A 21857-nucleotide genomic window follows, 5' to 3' on the forward strand; every position below is an offset into this window, starting at 1 on the left:
AACCCCGGCCAGGGCAGTTTCGGAGCCCGCCCCGATCTGCGCTAGATTGGCCCGCATGAGCCGTTCCCGCCCTTCTTCCGGCGCCCCTCCCAAAGGGCTGGTGCAGCGCGTGGCGGACCTGCTGCTGGGCCGGGGCATGACGCTCGGCCTGGCGGTGGGTGCGCTGCTGCTGGGCATCGGCACCTTCACCCTGCTCAGCAATGGCAGCCCCTTCGGCCCGACCCGGCCCGGCCAGGTCGCGGCCATGGTGCTGGTCAACGCGATGTTCCTGCTGCTGCTGGGCGCCTCGCTGGCCGGGCGGCTGGTGCGGGTCTGGGCGGAGCGGCGGCGCGGCAGCGCCGGCTCCCGCCTGCATGTCCGGCTGGTGCTGCTGTTCGGCGTGGTGGCGGTGGTGCCGGCGGCACTGGTGGGCATCTTCGCGGCGGTGTTCTTCAACCTGGGCATCCAGGCCTGGTTCAGCGACCGGGTGCGCTCGACGCTGGAAGCCAGCCTGGTCGCCTCGCGCGCCTACCTGGACGAGCACCGCAACACCATCCGCGGCGACGCCCTGGCCATGGCGGCGGACCTGAACCGCGCGGCGCAGCTGATGCCGGACAACACCCTGGCCTTCGCACGCGTGCTATCCACCCACACCATGCTGCGCGGCCTGCAGGACGCCGTGGTGTTCGATCCCACCCAGGGCAACGTCGTGGCGAGCGCCGGCCTGACCACCTCCACCGTGGTGGAGCCGCCGCCCACCTGGGCCAGCGACCTCGCCAAGTCCGGCGAGGTGGCGGTGCTGGCCAACGAGGGGGAAGAAGGGCGCGTCCAGGCCCTGATCATGCTCGACATCGAGCCGGGATTGATGCTGCAGATCGGCCGGCCCGTGGACTCCGGCGTGCTGGAGCACATGCAGGCCACGGAACGCGCCTTCCAGGCCTACGACCAGCTCGACCGCAACCGCTCCGGGCTGCAGGTCACCTTCGCCATGATCTTCGCCATCGCGGCGTTGCTGGTGCTGATGGCGGCGGTGCTGGTGGGGCTGGTGCTGGCGAACCAGCTGGCGCGCCCGATCTCCAGCCTGATCAACGCCGCCGAGCGGGTGCGCGGCGGCGACCTGTCCGTCAAGGTCGAGGAGGGGCGGGGGGACGACGAGGTCGGCAGCCTGTCGCGCGCCTTCAACCGCATGACAAACCAGCTGGCGGCGCAGCGCTCGGAACTGCTGGAAGCCTATCGCCAGATCGACGACCGCCGCCGCTTCACGGAAACGGTGCTGGCCGGCGTATCGGCCGGGGTGGTCGGGCTGGACGCCGACGGGCGGGTCAACCTGCCCAACCGCTCCGCCTCCGAACTGCTCGGCCACGACCTGGAGGAGGCCATCGGCCGCCCGCTGCGCGAGGTCGCGCCGGAATTCGCCGAGCTGGCCGACCTCGCCGCCGCCGCGCCCGACCGCGCCCACACCGCCGAGATCCGCACCGGCGCCCCGGCCGCCCGACGCACGCTGATCGCGCGCATGGGGGCCGAGGTGCAGGGCGGCCACGTCGCCGGCTACGTCCTGACCTTCGACGACATCACCGAGTTGCTCTCCGCGCAGCGCAAGGCCGCCTGGGCGGACGTGGCGCGGCGTATCGCGCACGAGATCAAGAACCCGCTCACACCGATCCAGCTCTCGGCCGAACGGCTCAAGCGGCGCTACCTGAAGGAGATCACCTCCGATCCCGACACCTTCCGCGCCTGCACCGACACCATCGTGCGCCAGGTCGGCGATATCGGCCGCATGGTGGACGAGTTTTCCGCCTTCGCGCGCATGCCGCAGCCGGTGATCCGTCCGGAGGACCTGTCGCGCCTCGCACGGGAAGCGCTGGTGCTGCAGCGCGACGCGCACCCGCGTATCGTGTACGAGACCGCCTTCCCCGATCCCGGGCCGGTCGCCGCCTGTGATCGTCGCTTGTTGAACCAGGCCTTGATCAACCTGCTGCAAAACGCCGCCGACGCCATTGCCACGCGTGCCGAGGAGGACGGAGAACAGCGGCCCGAGGATGGCCCGATCGGCACCATCACCTTCTCGGTGGAATGTGAAGGCGACTGGGCCGCCTTTATCGTGGAAGATGACGGCGTGGGCCTGCCCGCGGGCGACGAGCGCGACCGCCTGACGGAACCCTACGTCACACATAAGGTTAAGGGGACCGGCTTGGGCCTTGCTATCGTGAAGAAGATCATGGAGGACCATGGTGGCCGGCTGGCGTTGACCGATCGGCCGCACGGGGCGAAAGCTAGCCCCGGGGCGCGGGCTTCGCTGCTGCTGCCACTGGCCCAGCCTTCCGAGGTTGCCAGCGAGGCTCCCAAGGGGACGGAGATCCTTCGACATGGCGCATGACATCCTGATCGTGGACGACGAGCCCGACATCCGGAACCTGATCGAAGGGATCCTGTCGGACGAAGGCTACGAGACCCGGACGGCGCGCAATTCGGACGAGGCACTGGCCGCCTTCCGCCAGCGCCGGCCCAGCCTCGTGATCCTCGACATCTGGTTGCAGAAGTCGCGGCTGGACGGGCTCGGCATCCTGCAGGCGCTACACGGCGAGGAGCCACAAACGCCGGTCGTGATGATCTCCGGCCACGGCACCATCGAGACGGCCGTGCAGGCGATCCAGGAGGGTGCCTACGACTTCATCGAGAAGCCCTTCCAGTCCGATCGCCTCCTGCTGATCGTGTCCCGCGCCCTGGAAGCCGCGCGCCTGCGCCGCGAGAACAGCGAGCTGCGGCTGCGCGGCGGCGCGGAGGCCGAGCTGGCGGGCGTGTCGACCCCGATCGCGCAGCTGCGCCAGCAGATCGAGAAACTGGCGCCCACCGGTTCCCGCGCCCTGATCACCGGCCCGGCCGGCTCGGGCAAGGAGGTCGCGGCGCGCATGATCCATGCCCGCTCGCGCCGCGCCGGCGAACCTTTCGTGGCGCTGAACTGCGCCACGCTGAACCCGTCGCGCTTCGAGGAAGAGCTGTTCGGCGTGGAAGGCGGCGCCGACCCCGCGACCCAGCCGCGTCGCGCCGGTGTGCTGGAACGCGCGCATGGCGGCACGCTGCTGCTGGACGAGGTGGCGGACATGCCGCTGGAAACGCAGGGCAAGATCGTCCGCGCCCTGCAGGAACAGGGCTTCGAGCGCGTCGGCGGCGCCACCCGGGTGAAGGTGGACGTGCGCGTGCTCGCCACCACCAACCGGGACCTCGCCGCGGAAATCCAGGCAGGCCGTTTCCGGGAAGACCTGTTCTACCGCCTTGCCGTGGTGCCGCTGCGCATGCCGCCGCTGCGCGAGCGGCGCGAGGACGTGCCGGTGCTGGCGCGCGCCTTCATGACGCGCTCGGCCGAGGCTTCCGGCATTCCGTCGCGCGAAATCAGCGAGGACGCGATCGCGGCGATGCAGGCCTATGATTGGCCGGGCAATGTCCGGCAGCTGCGCAACATCGTGGACTGGCTGCTGATCATGGCGCCCGGCGGGCCGGGCGAACCGATCCGCCCGGAAATGCTGCCACCCGAGATCGGCTCGGCCACCCCGGCGATGCTGAAGCTGGACCGTTCCTCGGAAATCATGACCCTGCCACTGCGCGAAGCACGGGAGTTGTTCGAGCGGCAGTACCTGGAAGCGCAGCTGCTGCGCTTCTGCGGCAATATCAGCCGCACCGCGAATTTCGTGGGGATGGAACGTTCCGCCCTGCACCGGAAGCTGAAGTTCCTGGGCGTGAACGCGGATGACCGCGCGGCCGCCAGCGCCTGAGGAGAGGGCATGTCCCGCATCGCCTACGTCAACGGCCGGTACCTGCCGCAGCGCGACGCCTGCGTGAACGTCGAGGATCGCGGCTACCAGTTCGGTGACGGCATCTACGAGGTGGTGCACCTGCACAACGGGCGCTTCGTGGATGAGGACCGCCATCTCGCGCGGCTGGAACGCTCCGTGGGCGAGATCCGCCTGGCCCTGCCCATGCCGCTCTCGTCGCTTCGCCAGGTGTTGCGGGAAGTTGTCCGGCGCAACCGGATCACGGAAGGGCTGGTATACATGCAGGTGACCCGGGGCGTGTCGCGCCGGGACCACGCCTTTCCGACCACGCCCGTGCCGCCGTCGCTGGTGGTCACGGCCCGGCGCATGGCGCCCTATCCCGCCAGCATCGACAACTGGTCGGCGGATGCCATCACGCATCCCGACCTGCGCTGGGCGCGGCGCGACATCAAGAGCGTCAATCTGCTGCCCAACGTCCTGGCCCGGCAAGCCGCCCGCGACGCCGGCGCGCTGGAAGCCATCCTGCACGACCCCGCCACGGGCGAGGTGACGGAAGGCGCCTCCACCACGATCTGGATCGTGGACGAGACCGGCGCGATCCGCACCCGCCACCTCGACCAGCGCATCCTGCCCGGCTGCACCCGCGGTGCCCTGCTGGCGGAGCTGGAGGCCGAAGGCATCGCCTTCGAGGAACGCGGTTTCACCCTGGAGGAACTCGGCCGGGCGCGGGAAGCCTTCCTGACCTCCGCAACGTCCTTCGTGAAGCCGATCCTGCACCTGGACGGCAAGCCCGTCGGGGATGGCAGGCCGGGGCCGGTGACGCGGCGCCTCTTCGACATCTTCTCGCGCCACGTCCGGGGCGGATTGCGCAACGCCGCGTGACCACCGGAGGAGGAGCCACGCCGGCAGCCGGCGCCCCCGCGCTTCCCCGGGCGATCGTGTTCGATTGGGACAACACGCTGGTGGATGGCTGGGGCGCCATCTCCGCCGGGCTGAACGCGGCCTTCGACGCCTTCGGCCTGCCGCGCTGGACCTTGGATGAGGTGAAGGGAAGGGTGCGCAAGTCCCTGCGCGACTCCTTCCCCGCCATCTTCGGCGCCGAATGGGAACGGGCGCGCGAGGTGTTCTACCGCGAAGTCCGCACCCGGCACCTGGATGTCCTGCACAGCATGCCCGGCACCACCGGCCTGATACCCGCGCTCGCGACGCTCGCGCCGCTCGCCGTGGTGTCCAATAAGCAGGGCATCCTGCTGCGGGCCGAGGCGGACCGATTGGGCTGGACCCGGCACTTCCGCGCCCTCGTCGGAGCCTCCGACACGCGGGCCGACAAGCCGGCACCGGAGCCGCTGCGGCTCGCCTGCGCCGCGTGCGGCGTGCTGCCTGGCCCGGAGGTCTGGTACGTCGGCGATACCGGCCTGGACATGCAGGCCGCCCGCCGAGTGGGCTGCAAGGCGGTGCTGCTGGGCGACGCCGAGCATGATGGCGGTGTCGGCGCCGTGGACGCGGACCTGGTGTTTCCGGATGCGGAGCACCTGCGCGCCGCTGTAACCGGGCTTGCATCGGCGGCGCGCATGCGCTGAGTCTCCGCCGGGCTGTCCGGAGCCACCGGACAGCCCGTGAAGGAGGACGGCGCGAGCCGTTTTCCGCAACAACAAGAAGGACCCAGCCATGGCTGCGGAGAAGTCCCAAAACGTTCAGGACGTGTTCCTGAACCACGTTCGCAAGAGCAAGACCGCCGTGACGGTCTTCCTGGTGAACGGCGTCAAACTTCAGGGGATTATTACCTGGTTCGACAACTTCTCGGTGCTGCTGCGCCGGGACGGTCACACCCAGCTGGTGTACAAGCATGCGATCAGCACGGTGATGCCGGGCGCGCCGATCCAGCTGTTCGACGGCTCCACCACGGGCCAGCAGCAGGCTTCCGGCACGCCGCTGCGCGAAACCACCATGACCTTGCATCGGGAGCCACAGGCTGTCGGCGGAACGGACTGACAACCGGGCGGGCCCAACGCCCGCCGCGGTCATTCTCCCCTGGGAGAAGCACGGGCGAACCGGGCCGGATGGCCCGGTGGCCACGCGTGCGGCCGAGGCCCGCCTGGCGGAAGCCGTGGGCCTGGCCGCCTCCATCGGCGTGGCCATCGTGCACAGCGCGATCTTCCCCCTGCGAACCCGGCGGCCCAGCACCCTGCTGGGCGAGGGGCAGGTGGAAGCGGTGCGCACCGCGGCAGCCGAGCACCGCGTGGAACTCGTGGTGGTGGACGCGGCCCTTTCGCCCGTGCAGCAGCGCAACCTGGAACGCAGCTGGGGCTGCAAGGTCATCGACCGCACCGGGCTGATCCTGGAAATCTTCGGCGAGCGCGCCCGCACACGCGAAGGCTCGCTTCAGGTCGAGCTGGCGCACCTGGAATATCAGCGCACCCGGCTGGTCCGCTCCTGGACCCACCTGGAGCGGCAGCGGGGCGGCTTCGGCTTCCTCGGCGGCCCCGGCGAAAGCCAGATCGAGATCGACCGACGCCTGATCGGCGAGCGCATCGTCAAGCTCAAGAAGGAGCTTGAACAGGTCCGGCGTACGCGCGGCCTGCATCGCCGCGCGCGGGAAAAGGTGCCGAACCCCGTGGTCGCCCTGGTCGGCTACACCAATGCCGGCAAGTCCACGCTGTTCAACGCCCTGACCGGCGCCAGCGTCTATGCCCAGAACCAACTCTTCGCCACGCTGGACCCGACCATGCGGGCCATTCAGCTACCGAGCGGACGGACGGTGATCCTGTCCGACACGGTGGGCTTCATCTCGGAACTGCCGACTCAGCTGGTGGAGGCGTTCCGCGCCACCCTGGAGGAGGTGGCCGCGGCCGATGTGATCCTGCACGTGCGGGACGCGGCGCACCCGGACTCGGCGGCTCAGCGGGCCGACGTGCTGAGCGTGCTCACCGAGATGGCCGAGGGCCCCGACGCGGCGCTGGACCCGGATTGGCAGTCCCGTTTCCTGGAGGTGTTGAACAAGGCCGACCTCCTGGGCGGGATCAGCGAACTGGCCCAGAGCGGGGCAGGGGACGCCATCGCCGTTTCCGCCCTGACCGGTGAAGGGCTGGAAACCTTACGGGCCGCGCTGGACGCGCGTCTCAGCGCCGGCCTGGTCGTGGCCGAGCTGGACTTGCCGGCGGCGGATGGGGCCGCCATCGCCTGGCTCTACGAGCATGGTGAAGTGCTGGCGCGCGAGGACCGGGAAGGAATGGTCCGGCTGCAGGTTCGCCTGGCTCCGGCCGATCTCGGCCGGTTCGAGCAACGCGCCTAGGAGAGCGGCCGACCAGCCTCCACGTCACGGCGAAACTGGATCGCCGCGGTTGAGACCTCGATGGGAACGCCCAACGGGTCAGGTACCGCGGCGTTCCGCATCCTTCGCCGCCTGCCACAAGGCTTCCATCTCGTCCAGCGTGGCATCGGACGGCGCCCGGCCCTGGGACGCCAGGGCAGCTTCCACGGTGCCGAAGCGTCGCTCGAACTTGCGATTGGCTCCGCGGAGGCAGGCTTCCGGGTCGAGATCGAGCTTGCGGGCCAGATTGGCCATGACGAAGAGCAGGTCGCCCATCTCGTCCGCCAGCCGCTCCCGGTCCTGGCCCGGCAGTTCGGCGCGCAGCTCCGTCACTTCCTCGTCGAGCTTCGCGAGCACCGCCTCCGCATCGGGCCAGTCGAAGCCCACGCGGCCGGCACGGCGGGTCAGCTTGGCGGCCCGAGTCAGCGCCGGCAGGGACTCGGGTACGCCCGCGAGCGTTCCGGCTTCACCCCGAGCCGCTCGCTCCTCTGCCTTACGGGTTTCCCAGGCTTCCGTCTGGGCCGCGGCGCTGCCGATCTCGGCCGCTCCGAAAACGTGGGGGTGGCGGGCCAGCATCTTGTCGGAGATGGCCTCCACCACCGAAGCGAAGTCGAAGCGGCCCGCCTCGGACGCCATCTGGGCGTGGTAGACGACCTGGAACAGCAGATCGCCCAACTCGTCCCGCAGCGACGGCCAGTTCTGGCGCTGGATGGCGTCCGCAACCTCGAAGGCTTCCTCGATGGTGTAGGGGGCAATGCTGTTGAAGTCCTGGACGCGGTCCCAGGGACAACCGTCCGGCGCGCGGAGGCGCTCCATGATGCGGAGGAGACGGGAAAGCCCGGCTTCAGAAGACAGCTGCGAGCCTGCCATGGCCAATCTCCTTAAAAGCGATAATGTATATTATGTAAAATATGGATCATGGCTCCGCGACGGTGATCCGCATGCCGTCGAAGGCTGGCTCGATGCCTGCCGGCAAGTTCGCCTGCATCCAGGCCCAATCGAGGTCGGAGCCCATATGAGTCAGGATGGTGCGCCGTGGCTTGAGCCGTGCGACCCACTCCGCGACCCGCTCCACATGCGCGTGGACAGGATGCGGCTTGCGTCCGAAGCATCCGACGACCCAGGTGTCGACGCCTTGCAGAACCGACAGGCTCTCCTCGGGCAGGCTGACCACGTCGGTCGAGTACCCGAAGCTGCCGGCCCGGAAGCCCAGTGTGTCCATCACCTTGTGGTCCTGGCGGAACAGTTGCAGCTCCAGCCCGGCAATCCGCAGCCTCTGACCCAGCTGAACCTCAATGGCGGTCAGCGCGGGACGAAAGAAGCCGGGCGTGGGTTCTCGGAACGCATAGTCGAACCGCCGCGCGGCATCCGCCAGCGTTAAGGCCGTCCCGAAGGTTGGGACGGCCTTCTGCATGAGCCGGTTCAACGTCCGCATCTCGTCCAGACCCATGATGTGGTCCGCATGCGAGTGGGTTAGCAGCAACGCATCCACCTGCTTCAGGCCTACCCGCAGCAACTGGGCCCGCAGATCAGGCCCCGCATCCACGAGGAGTGTTTCGCCCCCAGCAACTTGCAGTGCGATGCTCGCCCGGGTTCTCCGGTTACGCGGCTCGTGCGGGTCGCAAACACCCCAATCACCATGGCCATCGGTACCACCGATCAGCGGAACTCCACTGGAACTGCCGCAGCCGAGAATCGTGATTTCCAGCAAGATCAACCGTCTAGTTCAATTTCTTGAACAAACGAAGCAGGTTACGGGTGGTCAGTTCCGTGATGCTCTCCAGGCTGACTCCCCGGACCCGCGCCAGGACCTCGGCAGTGCTTCGGACGTAGGCGGGCTCGCAGCGTTTGCCGCGGAACGGAACCGGCGCGAGGTAGGGTGAGTCGGTCTCCACCAGCAGCCGATCCTCCGGCAGGTCGGCGGCAATGGCGCGCAGCTCATCACTCTTGGGGAAGGTCAGGATGCCGGAGAAAGACACGTAGCCGCCGGACGCGACGACCTCCTCCGCCAAGGCGCGGCCGCTGGAAAAACAGTGCAGCAAGGCGCTGAACTCGCCGCCTGACTCGCGCTCCTCACGCAGGATACGCGCGGTGTCTTCGTCAGCCTGCCGCGTGTGGATGGCGACCGGCAGGCCCGCCTCCCGGGCTGCGCGGATGTGCCGCCGGAAGCTCTCCGCCTGGGCCTCGCGCGGCGCGGAATCGTAGAAGTAGTCCAGCCCCGTTTCGCCGATTCCGACGATCCGGGGGTGATCCGCCAGGGCAACCAGCTCGGTCACATCGGGCATCGGTGACTCACCCGCGTTATGCGGGTGAACACCCACCGTTCCCCAGACCTCCGGGAAGCGCTCGGCCAAGGCCTTCACCTGCGCCGCCTGCCCCACGCGCGTGCCGATGGTGATCATGCGGCCGATCCCGGCATCCCGGGCGCGCGACACCACGGCCTCCAACTCCTCACCCTCGAAATAGTCGAGGTGGCAGTGACTATCGGCCAGCATGCTCAGGCAGCAACCTCCACCTTGCGGAACAGCGGAGTCGGCGCGGGCAGCACGGTTCCGTCCGGAACGGGCGTCGCCAGGCTGGCGAGGGAGCGATCCCCCTGCCCTACCCCCAGTTGGTCCAGCATCGCCGCCATGGTGTCGGGCATGAAGGGCTGCAGCACGGTGGCGAGGCCGCGCAGGGCGGTATGCAGGCTGCGCAGCACCGCACTCATCCGCTCAGGGTCGGTCTTCTTCAGCGACCAGGGCTTTTGCGCATCGATCCAGGCATTGCCCAGGCGCACCACCACCCAGATCCGCTCCAGTGCTTCCCCGAAGGCCTGCCGGTCCAGCGCATCACCCACGCCGGAGGGCAAGCCCTCGACGGCGGACAGCAGCTCGCGATCCGCGTCCGTGGGCGGAGTCAGGTCGGGCAGCCGGCCGTCGCAATTGCGCTGGATCAGCGACAGGCTGCGCTGCGCCAGATTGCCGAGATCATTGGCCAACTCGCTGTTCAGCCGCGAGATCAGCGCCCTGCGGCTGAAGTCGCCGTCATTGCCGAACGGCACCTCGCGCAGCAGGTAGTAGCGCAGCGCGTCCAGCCCGAACTCGGCGATCAGCACCCGCGGGTCGATGCCGTTCCCGAGGGACTTGGACATCTTCTCGCCTTCGATGGTCAGCCAGCCATTGGCGAAGACCCGGCGGGGCGGCGGCAGGTCGGCGGCCATCAGGAAGGCCGGCCAGTACACACAATGGAAGCGCGTGATCTCCTTGCCGACGAAGTGCACGTCGGCCGGCCAGAACTTCCAGCGCGGCGCGTCGAGGTCGGGATAACCGAGGGCCGTGATGTAGTTCGTCAGGGCGTCGAGCCAGACATACATCACATGGTCGGCGTCGCCCGGTACCGGCACGCCCCAGCGGAAGGAGGTCCGCGAGATCGACAGGTCCTTCAGGCCGGCCCGCACGAAGGACAGCACCTCGCTGCGGCTGCTGGAGGGCGCGATGAAGTCGGGGGTGCTCTCGTAGAAAGCCAGTAGCCGGTCGGTCCAGGCCGAAAGGCGGAAGAAGTAGGACGGCTCCCGCGTCCACTCCACCGGCGCGCCGGAGGCAATGGCCACCCGCTGGCCGTTGCGCTCCTCGATCTCGTCGGGGCCGTAGAAAGCCTCGTCCCGGATCGCGTACCAGCCCTCGTAATGCCCGAGATAGATGTGCCCGCCCTCGGCGAGGCGCGTCCACAGCGCGGCGCAGGCCCGCTTGTGCCGCTCCTCCGTGGTGCGCATGAAATCGTCGTTGGAGATGCCGAGATCGGCGGCCATCGCCTTGAACTCGCCGGCCAGCGCGTCGGTGAAGGCTTCCGGCGCCATGCCGGCCTCGCTGGCCGCGCGCTCGACCTTCTGGCCGTGCTCATCCGTGCCGGTCAGGAAGAAGACCTCGGCGCCGGACACACGCTTCCAGCGCGCCAGCACGTCGGCCGCGATGGAGGTATAGGCGTGGCCGATATGGGGATTGCCGTTCAGGTAATAGATCGGCGTGGTCAGGTAGGTCAGGGGCTGGCCGCTCATCGTCGCGTTCCCGAAAACTCGTGCCGCGGCCGGAACGCCCTGGGAATGAACGCCGAGGACGAAACGCCGCGCTAAGGCCCGACGAGCGCCCCGAGCCCGACCAGCACCGCCTGTTTGCGATCCAGGTACAGCGTCTCCGTCTCGTCCACCAGGCGGCCGAGGGTGTCCCACAGCACCGCCCAGTCCGCAAGCGGCCGGGTCCCGATCCAGGCCGGCGCCGCTTCCCCTCGCCCGGCCTTGCGCACCGCCGCGGCGATGGCCGCCCGCAGCAGCGCCATGAAGGTGACCAGGGCCGTGCCGTCGCGCTTGGCCGCCAGCTTGTCGGCCAGGGCGTGCATGGCGCGCGGCTCCGGGCGGGGCAGGCTGTTCAGGAAAGCTTGCACTTCTCCGTGCAGTGCCAGCGCCTCACCCTCCGCCAGCCGCAGCGCGCGTCCCGGCGAGCCTCCGGCCAGGGCGGACAGGGTTTCACGCTCCTGCCCCTGCATCTCGGGCAGCCAGCGCGCCAGCAGCGCGCCGAGCACGGGCGCTTCCAGCGGCGGCAGGTCCAGCCGGCGGCACCGGCTGCGGATCGTCGGCAGAAGCCGGTCCGGCGCTTCCGTCACCAGCAGCAGCACCGCCCGGCTCGGTGGCTCCTCCAGGGTCTTGAGCAGGGCATTCTGCGCCTCGGCGTTCAGCGCCTGCGCCTCGTCCACGATCACCGTGCGCCAGCCACCCTCGGCGGGAGTCATGGACAGGAAGCGCGGCACGGCCCGGGCATCCTCCACCGCGATCTGCCGCTTCACCTTGCCCTCCGCCACCTCGGGCGCCAGCACCCGAAGGTCCGCATGGGCACCGTTGGCCACGCGCGAGAACACGGCGCTGTCCGGCGCGAGGTACAAGGGCGCGCCATCCGCCGCCGGACGACCGGCCAGCAGCCAGCGCGCGTAGCGGAAAGCGAGCGTCGCCTTGCCGACGCCCTCGGGCCCGGCGAGCAGCCACGCGTGGTGCGGCCGCCCGCCCAGCGCTGCCTCCTGCAAGACCAGCGCCGCGCCGTCCTGGCCGACGAGCTCGGGGTTGGCGCGTGGCTCGGGTGGCAGGCTCATGGAGCGGAAAGGCCCAGCCGCTGCCCGACGGCCCGTTGCGCGGCTTCCAGCACGGCCGCCACCGGCGCCGAGCCGTCCAGCACCACGCAGCGCTCCGGCTCGGCGGCCGCGATGTCGAGAAAGGCCTGCCGCACCCGGGCGTGGAAGGCGGCGCTCTCCCCTTCGAAGCGATTGGCGTCGCCCCGGGCCAGGGCGCGCCGGGTACCCGTGCCCGCCGGCACGTCCAGCACCAGGGTCAGGCTCGGCCGCAAATCCCCCAGGGCCAGTTCCGCCAGGCTGCGGCATTGTTCCGGCGACACGCCTTCCGCCGCTCCCTGGTAGGCAGCGGTGCTGTCGGCGAAACGATCGGACACCACCCAGATGCCGGCCGCCATGGCCGGCAGCACGGTACGGGCAATGTGCTCGCGCCGCGCGGCCGACATCAGCAAAGCCTCCGCCAGCGGGTCCCAGCCGCCGCGCCCCAGCACCAGCCGGCGCACCGCCTCGGCGCCCGGCGAACCGCCGGGCTCCCGGGTGCGCAGCACGGGTAGGCCGCACCCGGCCAGGAACGCAGCCAGGCCGCGGGACAGGGTGGTCTTGCCAGCCCCTTCCCCGCCTTCGAGCGTGATCAGCCGCCCCCGGGAGGAGTCCGCAGCCGTCAGGTGCCGGACACCCAGCGCCCGATCACCGCCGGGATGCGCGGCAGCAGCCCCATGCGGCCCACATCGGCGCCGGCGATCAGCGGCAGCGACATCGGCGGCACGCCCTGCCCCGCCACCTGCATGCGGCCGACCTCCTGCCCCTTGGCGATGGGCGCGGCCAGGGGGGACTCGTACTGCACCTTGACTTCCAGTTGCCGCCGCCAGGACCGCGGCAGCGTGAGCACGAGGTCCTGCCCGCCCACCAGCGGCACCGTGGCACGTTCGCCGAGATAGACCGGCACCTCCTCCACCGTGTCCGCGGCGCGGAACAGCACCACGTTGTCGAACTCGCGGAAGGCCCATTCCATCAGCTTCTCGCCTTCCTCGGCGCGCGCCCGCATGGTGGGCAGGCCGTTGATCACCATCACGATGCGGCGCTCGCCGCGCTTCGCGGTGCCCACCAGCCCGTAGCCCGCTTCCTCCGTGTGGCCGGTCTTGAGCCCGTCCGCTCCGGCAACCCGGGCCAGGAGCGGGTTGCGGTTCTCCTGGTTGATGTTGTTCCAGTGGAAGGAGCGCTCGTTGTAGTACTTGGCCTCTTCCGGGAAGTCGGTCATCAGCCGCTGCGCCAGGATCGTCAGGTCCCGCGCGGTCATCTTGTGCTCGGGGTCGGGCCAGCCGGTCGAGTTGCGGAAGGTGCTGTTGCGCAGCCCCATCTTGCGCCCGTACTCGTTTTCCAGCTCGGCGAACTGTTGCTCGCTGCCCGAGATGGCCTCGGCGAACACCACGCAGGCATCGTTGCCCGACTGGATGATGACGCCCTTGATCAGGTTCTCCACCGACACCTGGGAACCGAGATCCACGAACATCTTGGACCCACCCATGCGCCAAGCCTGCTCGCTGACCGGCAGCAGCTGGTCCATGCGCAGGCGGCCCTGCTTCAGCATGTCGAAGACGATGTACATCGTCATCAGCTTGGACATGGAGGACGGCGTCATCCGCTCGTCCGCGCTCTTCTCGAGCAACACGGCGCCGGTGCCTGCATCGATGATGATGGCCTGCCGGGCGATGGTGTCCACCGGGCCGAGCGGCGTACTGGCCGGCGATCCCGTGGGGGCGGCCGGCGCGGGCGTGCGACGCGCCGGGGCCGGCGTCGAGCGCCGCTGCGCGTCGGCGGTTCCGGCCTGGGTGGCGGCGCCGAGCAACGCGGCGGCGCCGAGCAGTTCGCGTCGGTTCGGCATGGCTGAAAATCCCTTCCCTTCCGGCCCCCCGGCCGGATCGTCGCTCAACGTCAGTCTACAAGAATTCGCGCTTCCGACACGCCCCGGCGCAGCACCTGTTCCAGGGCGCGGTCGGCCGAGGCGGGGTCGGGATAAGGGCCCAGGCGCACCCGCCATTCCGGGCGGCCGCCCGGACCGAAGGGCTCCACCCGGGCGCCCGGGATGCCCGCCGCCTGACGCTGGGCCTCCCGGTTGCCGGTAAAGGTCCCGAGCTGGATCAGCAGGCGCCCGGGCGACACGGGAACGCTGGACACCTGTTCCGGCAGCCGCAGTGGCGGGGCCGCTGTGCTGGCGGCGACATCGGCGGCCACCGAGACGGCCGGACCGCGGCCTTCGCGCAGCTGCGCGGACTGCCGTGCCCCGGGCAGCGGCGCCAAGCCTTCGCGCTGCACCGTCCCGGCAGAGGCGGTGGTGATCGCCAGCGCCGGCGCCTCGCCCGGTGCGCGCGGCACGGTGGCGGCCAACGCCCGCGACAACTCGCCCTCCACCTCGATCCACACCTGCGCCGGCCGGCCCGCAGCCATGCCGAGCAGTTCCGCCGCACGCCGCGACACCTCCACCACCCGGCCCGGATCGGCCGGCCCGCGGTCATTGCCGCGCACCAGCAGGGAGCGGCCGGTCTCGAGGTTGGTCACCCGCAGGACCACGGGAAGCTGCAGCGTGCGATGCGCCGCCGTCAGCGCCGCAGGGTCATAGGTTTCGCCACTGGCCGTGCGGCGGCCGGCGGACGAGTCCGCGATCACGGCGCCCAGCCCGGTTTCGGCCAGCCCGTAGTCTTCGCGCGGGTAGTACCAGAGCCCGCGGAGGCTGTAGCCGCTCCCGATCACCTGCTGCGCCGGCGATGGCGGTGGCGCCACCGGCGCTCGCTGGCAGGACCCGAGCAGCAAGCTCAGCAGGAGGGCGGCAGTGCCCCTCACGCCACCCTGTCCGCCAGCATCCCCACCGCCAGCGCGTAGAAGTCGGACGGGTTGTAGCGACGGATAACGTTGAAGTTCTGGTACACCACGAAGGCCTGCCCGCTGCCGCCGCGCGGCACCACGATGCCGGCGGGCTGATCGAACATCGGCAGCGGCGAGCCATCCGCCTGCCGCACGCCGGCCCGCGACCATTCGCCGAGCGGCCGGCGGTTCTCCCGGCCCAGGCTGCTCTCGTCCAGCCCCGCCGGCAGGATCACTTCCCGCCCCCAGCGCTCGCCGCCCTGCCAGCCGCTGCGGGACAGGTAGTTGGCGATGGAGCCGAGGGCGTCGGCCTTGTTGTCCCAGATGTCCTTGCGGCCATCGCCGTCGAAGTCCACGGCCAGCCGGTTGAAGCTGGTCGGCATGAACTGCGGCTGCCCCATCGCTCCGGCATAGGAACCGCGCATCCGCTCCACGCTGACATGCCCGGCATCCAGGATCTTCAGGGCGGCGAGCAGCTCGCTGCGGAAGAAAGAAGCGCGGCGCCCTTCCCAGGCCAGGGTCGCCAAGGCCTCGACGACGTTGAAATTGCCGGTGAAGCTGCCGTAGTTGGTTTCCAGCCCCCAGATCGCCACCACCACCCGGCTGCTGACCTGGAAGCGCTGCTCGATGGATTCCAGCAGGGCGCGGTTCTCCGCCACCATCTGCCGGCCGCGATCGATGCGCTGCGGCGTCAGGCGGCCGTCGCGATACTGTTCCCAGGTCATGGTGAACTCGGCCTGGCGGCGGTCCAGCTCCATGACCCGGTCGTTGGGACGCAGCCCGGCCAGGGCGTTCTGCAGGATGGCGTTGGACACGCCGCCGCGCCGCGCCTCGGCACGCAGCCCTTCCAGGAAGCTCTCGAAGCTGCCCGCGGGCTGCGCGAGGGCAGGTCCCGCGCCGAGGGCAGCGAGGGCGGACAGGGCGAAGCGACGGGTGGCCAGCATGGGCGCACAGGTGGCACGGGCCGCCGCACTCGGCAACGCATGATCCCGCGCGGAAACGCTTTGCCGCGCGGGGTGGCCGGAAAGCCCCCTCAGAATCGGGCGGACAGGCTGACGGAGCCGAAGGACTGGCGCCCGCGCTGGCCGTAGAACTCCTCCGTCCGCAGCACCTGCGTGTAGGCCAGCCGCACCCCCCGCCACAGCACCGCCGCCCCGAGCTGCAGGTCCCCTACGACCCAGCGCCGGTCCACGCTGCGGCTGTCCCGGAAGGTGTTACCGTCCAGGAAGATGTCGCGCGCCACCACGCGCCCTTCCACCCCGGCGAAGAGGTACCAGCCGAGGTCGCTGCGCGGCCGCAGGAAGCCGGACCCGGCGAGCGCCGGGCGGATGCGCACCGGGCCCCAGTCCGCGTCCAGCCCGTCGCCGATCCGCAGCATGCCGCCGGCCGCGGCATAGGTGGCGCCATTGCCCACGGAACCCGTCACGGAGGGGATCGCTTCCAGCGAGATCGCGTTGACCTGGGCCAGCGGCAGGCGCCAGCGGCGTTCGGCCAGCAGGTCCACCACCGGCTCGTCCTTGAGCTGGGAGTCCCAGCCGGCCGCCGGACGCACCCCGATCAGGTGGTGGTAGTTGTTCTGCACCTGCTCGCCCAGGGCGCCCGGGCCGACAATGCCCGCCTGCAGCTCGAATAGGGTCTGCGTGCCCAGCGTTTCGCGGGTCAGCGTGAAGGCGCCGTAGAGGTGGCCGGCATAGGGCCGGTCGTTAGGGTCGGAAGGGCGCCGCTGCTTGTCCTCGGGCGTGTAGATGTTGTGGCCCAGCGACAGGCCCCAGCGCAGCTCGCCCGGTCCCAGCAGCCAGTCGAGGTTGCGGTCCATCCAGGCGAAGGGCGCGGGCAGCTCGGCGCTCGGGGAACGCCAGGTCAGCAGCAGGCCGTTGCTGTAGTAGCGGTCCGTGCCGCCGCCGAAGAAGTCGTTCTCCACCGTCAGGCTGAGCGTGCCCTGCGGGTCGGGCGGCGGCACGGCGGCCCGGTCCGGCGGCGTGGCCGCCCCGGCCGGGGAAAGCAGGAAGGGCAGCAGGACGGAGGCGAGAAGGGTGCGGCGCATAGCGCTCCTTGCCGTGGCCGGCCACACGAGGCAAGGAGGCTGGCGCCGGATGGGTGGCCGAGCGGTCTATGGCAGCGGTCTTGAAAACCGCCGTAGGTGTGAGCCTACCGTGGGTTCGAATCCCACCCCATCCGCCGATCCCGGCGTCCCGCGCCTTCCGGCCGCCGCACAACCCCGTTTTCGCCGCGGAAGCAGCGTTCCGTCCGACTCCATCCGGCGGTACACTCGGACGGTGAACGTCCTGGTCCCGCCTCGTACTCGCCTGACCGTGGAGGTCGTCTTCGACCTCGTATGCCCGTGGTGCTTCCTGGGCGTCCGCCGCTTGCGCCGGGCGCTGCGGGCCCGCCCCGACATGGCGGCCGAACTGGTGTGGCGCCCTTTCCTGCTGAACCCGGACGCGACGCCGGCCGGGCTGCCGCGGCATGACTACGTGTCGCGCAAGTTCGGCGGCGAGGAACGCACCCGCCGCCTGCACGCCACCCTGACCGAGCTGGGCCGGGCCGAGGGCGTGCCCTTCCGCTTCGACCTGCTGCGCCGCGTGCCGATCTCGCTGGACGCGCACCGCCTGGTGCGCTTCGCGGCCCGCTACGGCGTGGCCGACGCGGCGGTGGAAGCGCTGTTCACGGCGCACTTCTCCACCGGGGCCGATATCAGCGACCACGGCACGCTGGTGGCCCTCGGCGGCACCCTCGGGCTGGACCGGCTGACGCTGCGCCGCTTCCTGGCGGGAACGTCGGAAGCCGAGGCCGTGCACGCCGAGAACCTCCGCGCCCACCGGCTCGGCATCAACGGCGTCCCCTGCTTCGTGGTGTCCGGCCGCCACGCCATCGCCGGTGCCCAGGAGCCGGAGGTGCTGGAGCGCCTGCTGGACGTGGCAATGACGGAAGCCGCCGGGGCCTGAAGGCCGGCTGGCGGTCGCCGCTTCGCGCGGCGCGGTGGGCGAACCTCCCGCAGCGCCGATGCCCCCGAAGGTCCCTGCTCAGGCCGCCTTGGCCTGGGCCGCCACGCCGACCAGGGCCAGCAGGATGTCCTTGGCCGCCCTGACACGGGAGGGCAGGTCCATCTCCCGGCTCAGTGCCAGCTTGTGGTCGGGCCGCAGCCGCACCATCCCCTTCTGGGTGGTGACCCAGTTCACCAGCCCGGCCGGGTTGCCGAAGCGGTTCTTGCGGAAGGCCAGCACGACGCCCTTGGGGCCGGCATCCAGCTTCTCCACGCCCGCCTCGCGGCACAGGCGCTTGATGGAGACGACCTGGAGCAGGTTCTCCACCTCCACCGGCAGCGGGCCGAAACGGTCCACCAGTTCCGCCGCCATCGCCTCGACCTCCGCCTCCGAAGCCAGGCTGCCGATGCGGCGGTAAAGGCCCAGCCGCGCCGGCAGGTCGCGGACATAGGCGTCGGGGATCAGCACGGGCAGGCCGAGGTTGATCTGCGGCGTCCAGTCCGTGTCCTCCTCCGTCCGGCGACGGCCCTTGGCGCGGTTGCGGACCTCCTGGACGGCGTCCTCCAGCATCTGCTGGTACAGCTCGATGCCGACCTCGCGGATCTGGCCGGACTGTTCCTGGCCCAACAGGTTGCCGGCGCCCCGGATGTCCAGGTCGTGGCTGGCCAGGGTGAAGCCGGCGCCCAGGTTGTCCAGGGTCTGCATCACCTCCAGCCGCTTCTGCGACGCCGCCGACAGGCGGTGCGCGGCCGGCCAGGTCAGGTAGGCGTAGCCGCGCTGCTTGCCGCGGCCCACCCGGCCGCGCAGCTGGTACAGCTGCGCCAAGCCGAACATGTCCGCCCGGTGCACGATCAGCGTGTTCACCGCCGGCATGTCCAGGCCGGATTCGACGATGTTGGTGGCCAGCAGGATGTCGTACTTGCCGTCGCCGAACTCGGTCATCACCCGTTCCAGCTCGGTGGCCGAGAGGCGCCCATGCGCCTCGATCACCCGGGCCTCGGGCACGATCTCGCGCAGCCGCTCGCTCAGCTTGGGCATGTCCTCCAGACGGGGGACCACGCAGAAGATCTGGCCGCCGCGGAAGCGCTCGCGCTGGATCGCCTCGCGCACCACCACGCCGTCGAAGGGCATGATGAAGGTGCGCACCGCCAGCCGGTCCACCGGCGGGGTGGCGATCACGCTCATCTCCCGCACCCCCGACAGCGCCAGTTGCAGCGTGCGCGGGATCGGGGTGGCGGTCAGCGTCAGCACGTGCACGTCGGTCTTCAGCGCCTTCAGCCGTTCCTTGTGGGACACGCCGAAGTGCTGCTCCTCGTCCACGATCACCAGGCCGAGGTCGGCGAACTCCACGCTCTTGGCCAGCAGCGCGTGGGTGCCGATCACGATGTTGACGCTGCCGTCCTTCAGCCCCTCCCGCGTCTGGGTGGCCTCCTTGGGCGTGGCCAGCCGCGACAGCTGCGCCACCTTCACCGGCAGCCCCTCGAACCGCTTGGAGAAGGTGCGGTAGTGCTGCCGCGCCAGCAGCGTGGTGGGCACCACCACCGCCACCTGGGCGCCGGTCATCGCCACCAGGAAGGCAGCGCGCAGCGCCACCTCGGTCTTGCCGAAGCCTACGTCGCCGCAGACCAGCCGGTCCATCGGGCGGCCGGAGGACAGGTCCTCCACCACCTCGGCGATGGCGCGCTGCTGGTCCTCCGTCTCGGCGAAGGGGAAGCGGGCGCAGAACTCGTCCCAGGCGCCCTCGGGCGGCATGGCGGCGCGGCCCTCGTGCACCCGGCGCTCCGCGGCGGTGCGGATCAGCTGCGCCGCCATGTCGCGGATGCGTTCCTTGGCCTTGGCCTTGCGGTTCTGCCAGGAAGCGCCGCCCAGCTTGTCCAGCGACACGCCCGCGGACTCGGAGCCGAAGCGCGTCAACACCTCGATGTTCTCGACCGGCAGGAACAGGCGGTCGTTGCCGTCGTAGATCAGCCGCAGGCAGTCGTGCGGCGCGCCGTTGACCTCGATGGTCACCAGCCCGTCGTAGCGACCGATGCCGTGGTCGGCGTGCACCACGAGGTCACCTTCGGCGATCTCCGTGGCGTCGGCGATGAACTGGTCGGCCCGCTTGCGCCGGCGGGGCGGGCGGGCGATGCGCTCGCCCAGCAGGTCCTGCTCGCCGGTCAGCACGATGCCGTCGGTGACGGGGCCGCCGGCGGCGGGCGCCACGAAGCCGCGCTCCACCCCCAGCACGGCCAGCGCCACCGCGCCCGGCGCCAGCTTCCGGGCGTCCGCCCAGTTCTCCACCGGCTCGGCGGAGATGCGATTTTCCCGCAGGAGGTTGCCCAGCCTTTCGCGGGATCCGCGAGTCCAGGCGGCCAGCACCGGGCGGCGCCCCTGCGCCGCCAGCGCCTGGGCGTGCTCGCCGTAGGCGGCGAAGACGTTGCCGCCGGAGGTGCGGACCTCGCTGAACAGGCGGCCCGGCCGCCCGCCGGCATCGGGGCCGTCCTCCCCCGCGAAGGGGGAGAAGCGTGCCAGGGTTCCGGCCGAGAGGACGCGGTCCCACCCGGCGCGGTCGAGGTAGAGCGAACGCGGCGGCGCCGGACGGTACGGCATCTCGCCGTCGCGCGGCGGCAGGCGCCGGGCCTCGTAGTGGTCGGCGATCATCTCCAGCCGGGCGGCGAGGACCTCCTCCGCCTGGTTGTCCAGGCTGACCTCGGGCGCGCCGGCGCCGAGGTAGTCCAGCAGCGTCTCCATCTCCTCGTGGAACAGCCCCGCCCAGTGCTCCATGCCTGGGTGCCGCCGTCCGGCGGAGATGCTGACGTAGAGCGGGTCCTCCGTCGCCGCGGCGCCGAACAGGTCCACGTAGGCGGTGCGGAATCGCGCCACCGAGTCCGGGTCCAGGAACACCTCGCCCACTGGGCGGATCCACAGCTCCGTCAGCGCCTCGGCGCTGCGCTGGGTGGAAGGGTCGAAGCGGCGCAGCCCTTCGATCTCGTCGCCGAACAGGTCCAGCCGCACCGGGCCGGGCTCGCCGGAGGGATAGAGGTCCACGATGCCGCCGCGCACGGCGTATTCGCCCGGCTCCATCACCGTGCCGGTGCGGCCGTAGCCGTTGGACTCCAGGAAGCCGGTCAGCCGCTCCGGCTTGACCCGCCCGCCGCGCTTCAGGTGCAGCGTGGCGCCGGCGAACATGGCCCGCGGCGGCACCTTCTGCACCAGCGCGTTCACCGTGGTCAGCACGATGCGCGGCGCGGTGGCAGGGTCCAGCAGGCGGGCCAGCGTCGCCACGCGCTCCGCCACGATCTCCGGGTTCGGGGACACGCGGTCGAAGGGCAGGCAGTCCCAGGCGGGGAAGCGCAGCACCTCCACGCCCGGTGCGAAGAAGCCCAGGGCTTCCGCCAGCCGCGCCATGCGGGCGTCGTCGCGGCAGGCGTGCAGGATGGGGTTGCCGCTTTCCGCCCGTCGCCGGGCCAGCAGCAGGGCGTCGAAGCCTTCGGGGGCGCCGTAAACGGTGGTTCCCACCGCGGCGGTGTTGCCGCTCAACGGCGCGCCTCCACGGGAACCCCAGCGCCGGCGGCCGCGCATTCCCCGGCCATCCGCGTCAGCATGGGCGTGGCGTGCTCGGGCGGGATGGGACGCCGGCCCGACAGCCAGTCCGCCATGTCCACGTCCGGCAGTTCCAGCACCGCTTCCAGCTCGTCCAGCTCCGCCTCGGTGAAGGTCGCGAGGTGGCGCGCGACGAAGTGCCCCACCAGGAGGTCGGTTTCCTTGGTGCCACGGTGCCACGCGCGGAACAGCAGGCGCTTGCGGCGCGGGGAAAGCTCGTCGGGTTCGTTCGTGGGCATCACATCACACGGGGCGGGCGAGGGTTCGCCCTTCGTT

The 21857-nt window shown here is 70.7% G+C and carries 19 protein-coding genes and 1 tRNA gene; 8 read left to right on the forward strand and 12 right to left on the reverse strand.

The window, feature by feature from the left end:
• Window positions 1-55: 55 nt before the first annotated feature.
• The 6 genes from ACLIBK_RS01410 (at window position 56) to hflX (ending at window position 7041) form a co-directional block, all read left to right on the forward strand.
• Window positions 56-2356 (forward strand): ATP-binding protein, encoded by a 2301-nt coding sequence (locus ACLIBK_RS01410; RefSeq protein ID WP_415385414.1) that lies wholly within the window; start codon window positions 56-58, stop codon window positions 2354-2356.
• Complete coding sequence (locus ACLIBK_RS01415; RefSeq protein ID WP_415385415.1) at window positions 2346-3749, forward strand: sigma-54-dependent transcriptional regulator; 1404 nt, start codon at window positions 2346-2348, stop codon at window positions 3747-3749. The genes ACLIBK_RS01410 and ACLIBK_RS01415 overlap by 11 nt, the downstream gene beginning before the upstream one ends.
• 9 nt (window positions 3750-3758) lie before the next feature.
• Entirely contained in the window at window positions 3759-4631 is an 873-nt protein-coding gene (locus tag ACLIBK_RS01420; RefSeq protein WP_415385416.1) for a D-amino-acid transaminase, read from the forward strand.
• Complete coding sequence (locus ACLIBK_RS01425) at window positions 4628-5329, forward strand: HAD family hydrolase (protein WP_415385417.1); 702 nt, start codon at window positions 4628-4630, stop codon at window positions 5327-5329. Before ACLIBK_RS01420 ends, ACLIBK_RS01425 begins: the two co-directional genes overlap by 4 nt.
• Window positions 5330-5417: 88 nt before the next feature.
• Window positions 5418-5741, forward strand: coding sequence for an RNA chaperone Hfq (gene hfq / locus ACLIBK_RS01430; RefSeq protein WP_415385418.1), 324 nt, complete (start codon window positions 5418-5420; stop codon window positions 5739-5741).
• Window positions 5722-7041 carry a GTPase HflX gene (gene hflX, locus ACLIBK_RS01435; protein WP_415385562.1) on the forward strand — a complete coding sequence of 440 codons (1320 nt, stop codon included), beginning with the start codon at window positions 5722-5724 and terminating at the stop codon, window positions 7039-7041. The genes hfq and hflX overlap by 20 nt, the downstream gene beginning before the upstream one ends.
• A 78-nt stretch (window positions 7042-7119) precedes the next feature.
• Here hflX and mazG read toward each other — a convergent pair whose 3' ends face one another.
• The 10 genes from mazG to ACLIBK_RS01485 all read right to left on the reverse strand — a co-directional run bounded on the left by mazG (window position 7120) and on the right by ACLIBK_RS01485 (window position 17056).
• A complete protein-coding gene (gene mazG / locus ACLIBK_RS01440; protein ID WP_415385419.1) occupies window positions 7120-7929 on the reverse strand; it encodes a nucleoside triphosphate pyrophosphohydrolase in 810 nt (269 codons plus the stop codon).
• Window positions 7930-7975: 46 nt separating this feature from the next.
• On the reverse strand, window positions 7976-8767 hold the full coding sequence (locus ACLIBK_RS01445) for an MBL fold metallo-hydrolase (protein ID WP_415385563.1): 792 nt from the start codon (window positions 8765-8767) through the stop codon (window positions 7976-7978).
• Window positions 8768-8780: 13 nt separating this feature from the next.
• Window positions 8781-9554 (reverse strand): TatD family hydrolase, encoded by a 774-nt coding sequence (locus ACLIBK_RS01450; RefSeq protein ID WP_415385420.1) that lies wholly within the window; start codon window positions 9552-9554, stop codon window positions 8781-8783.
• Window positions 9555-9556: 2 nt separating this feature from the next.
• The gene (gene metG / locus ACLIBK_RS01455) at window positions 9557-11095 is read right to left on the reverse strand and encodes a methionine--tRNA ligase (RefSeq protein ID WP_415385421.1); all 1539 of its coding nucleotides are present in this window, start codon (window positions 11093-11095) and stop codon (window positions 9557-9559) included.
• Window positions 11096-11166: 71 nt separating this feature from the next.
• The gene (locus tag ACLIBK_RS01460) at window positions 11167-12177 is read right to left on the reverse strand and encodes a DNA polymerase III subunit delta' (protein ID WP_415385422.1); all 1011 of its coding nucleotides are present in this window, start codon (window positions 12175-12177) and stop codon (window positions 11167-11169) included.
• Window positions 12174-12833, reverse strand: coding sequence for a dTMP kinase (gene tmk / locus ACLIBK_RS01465; RefSeq protein WP_415385564.1), 660 nt, complete (start codon window positions 12831-12833; stop codon window positions 12174-12176). The genes ACLIBK_RS01460 and tmk overlap by 4 nt, the downstream gene beginning before the upstream one ends.
• Window positions 12815-14035 carry a D-alanyl-D-alanine carboxypeptidase family protein gene (locus ACLIBK_RS01470; protein WP_415385423.1) on the reverse strand — a complete coding sequence of 407 codons (1221 nt, stop codon included), beginning with the start codon at window positions 14033-14035 and terminating at the stop codon, window positions 12815-12817. The genes tmk and ACLIBK_RS01470 overlap by 19 nt, the downstream gene beginning before the upstream one ends.
• Before the next feature lie 50 nt (window positions 14036-14085).
• Entirely contained in the window at window positions 14086-14991 is a 906-nt protein-coding gene (locus ACLIBK_RS01475) for an RlpA-like double-psi beta-barrel domain-containing protein (protein ID WP_415385424.1), read from the reverse strand.
• Entirely contained in the window at window positions 14988-15956 is a 969-nt protein-coding gene (locus ACLIBK_RS01480; RefSeq protein ID WP_415385425.1) for a lytic murein transglycosylase, read from the reverse strand. The genes ACLIBK_RS01475 and ACLIBK_RS01480 overlap by 4 nt, the downstream gene beginning before the upstream one ends.
• Before the next feature lie 89 nt (window positions 15957-16045).
• On the reverse strand, window positions 16046-17056 hold the full coding sequence (locus tag ACLIBK_RS01485; protein ID WP_415385426.1) for a lipid A deacylase LpxR family protein: 1011 nt from the start codon (window positions 17054-17056) through the stop codon (window positions 16046-16048).
• A 47-nt stretch (window positions 17057-17103) separates the two neighbouring features.
• On the opposite strand from ACLIBK_RS01485, the gene ACLIBK_RS01490 reads away from it, so the two are divergent.
• Window positions 17104-17190, forward strand: a tRNA-Ser gene (locus tag ACLIBK_RS01490).
• A gap of 98 nt (window positions 17191-17288) precedes the next feature.
• Window positions 17289-17957 carry a DsbA family oxidoreductase gene (locus tag ACLIBK_RS01495; protein ID WP_415385427.1) on the forward strand — a complete coding sequence of 223 codons (669 nt, stop codon included), beginning with the start codon at window positions 17289-17291 and terminating at the stop codon, window positions 17955-17957.
• Window positions 17958-18035: 78 nt separating this feature from the next.
• On the opposite strand, the gene mfd is transcribed toward ACLIBK_RS01495, so the two are convergent.
• On the reverse strand, window positions 18036-21560 hold the full coding sequence (gene mfd / locus ACLIBK_RS01500; protein WP_415385428.1) for a transcription-repair coupling factor: 3525 nt from the start codon (window positions 21558-21560) through the stop codon (window positions 18036-18038).
• Window positions 21515-21820, reverse strand: coding sequence for a succinate dehydrogenase assembly factor 2 (locus ACLIBK_RS01505; protein WP_415385429.1), 306 nt, complete (start codon window positions 21818-21820; stop codon window positions 21515-21517). Before ACLIBK_RS01505 ends, mfd begins: the two co-directional genes overlap by 46 nt.
• Between the last annotated feature and the right edge of the window lie 37 nt (window positions 21821-21857).

It is taken from the genome of Roseomonas sp. BN140053 (genome assembly GCF_047690175.1).
GTDB lineage: Bacteria > Pseudomonadota > Alphaproteobacteria > Acetobacterales > Acetobacteraceae > Roseomonas.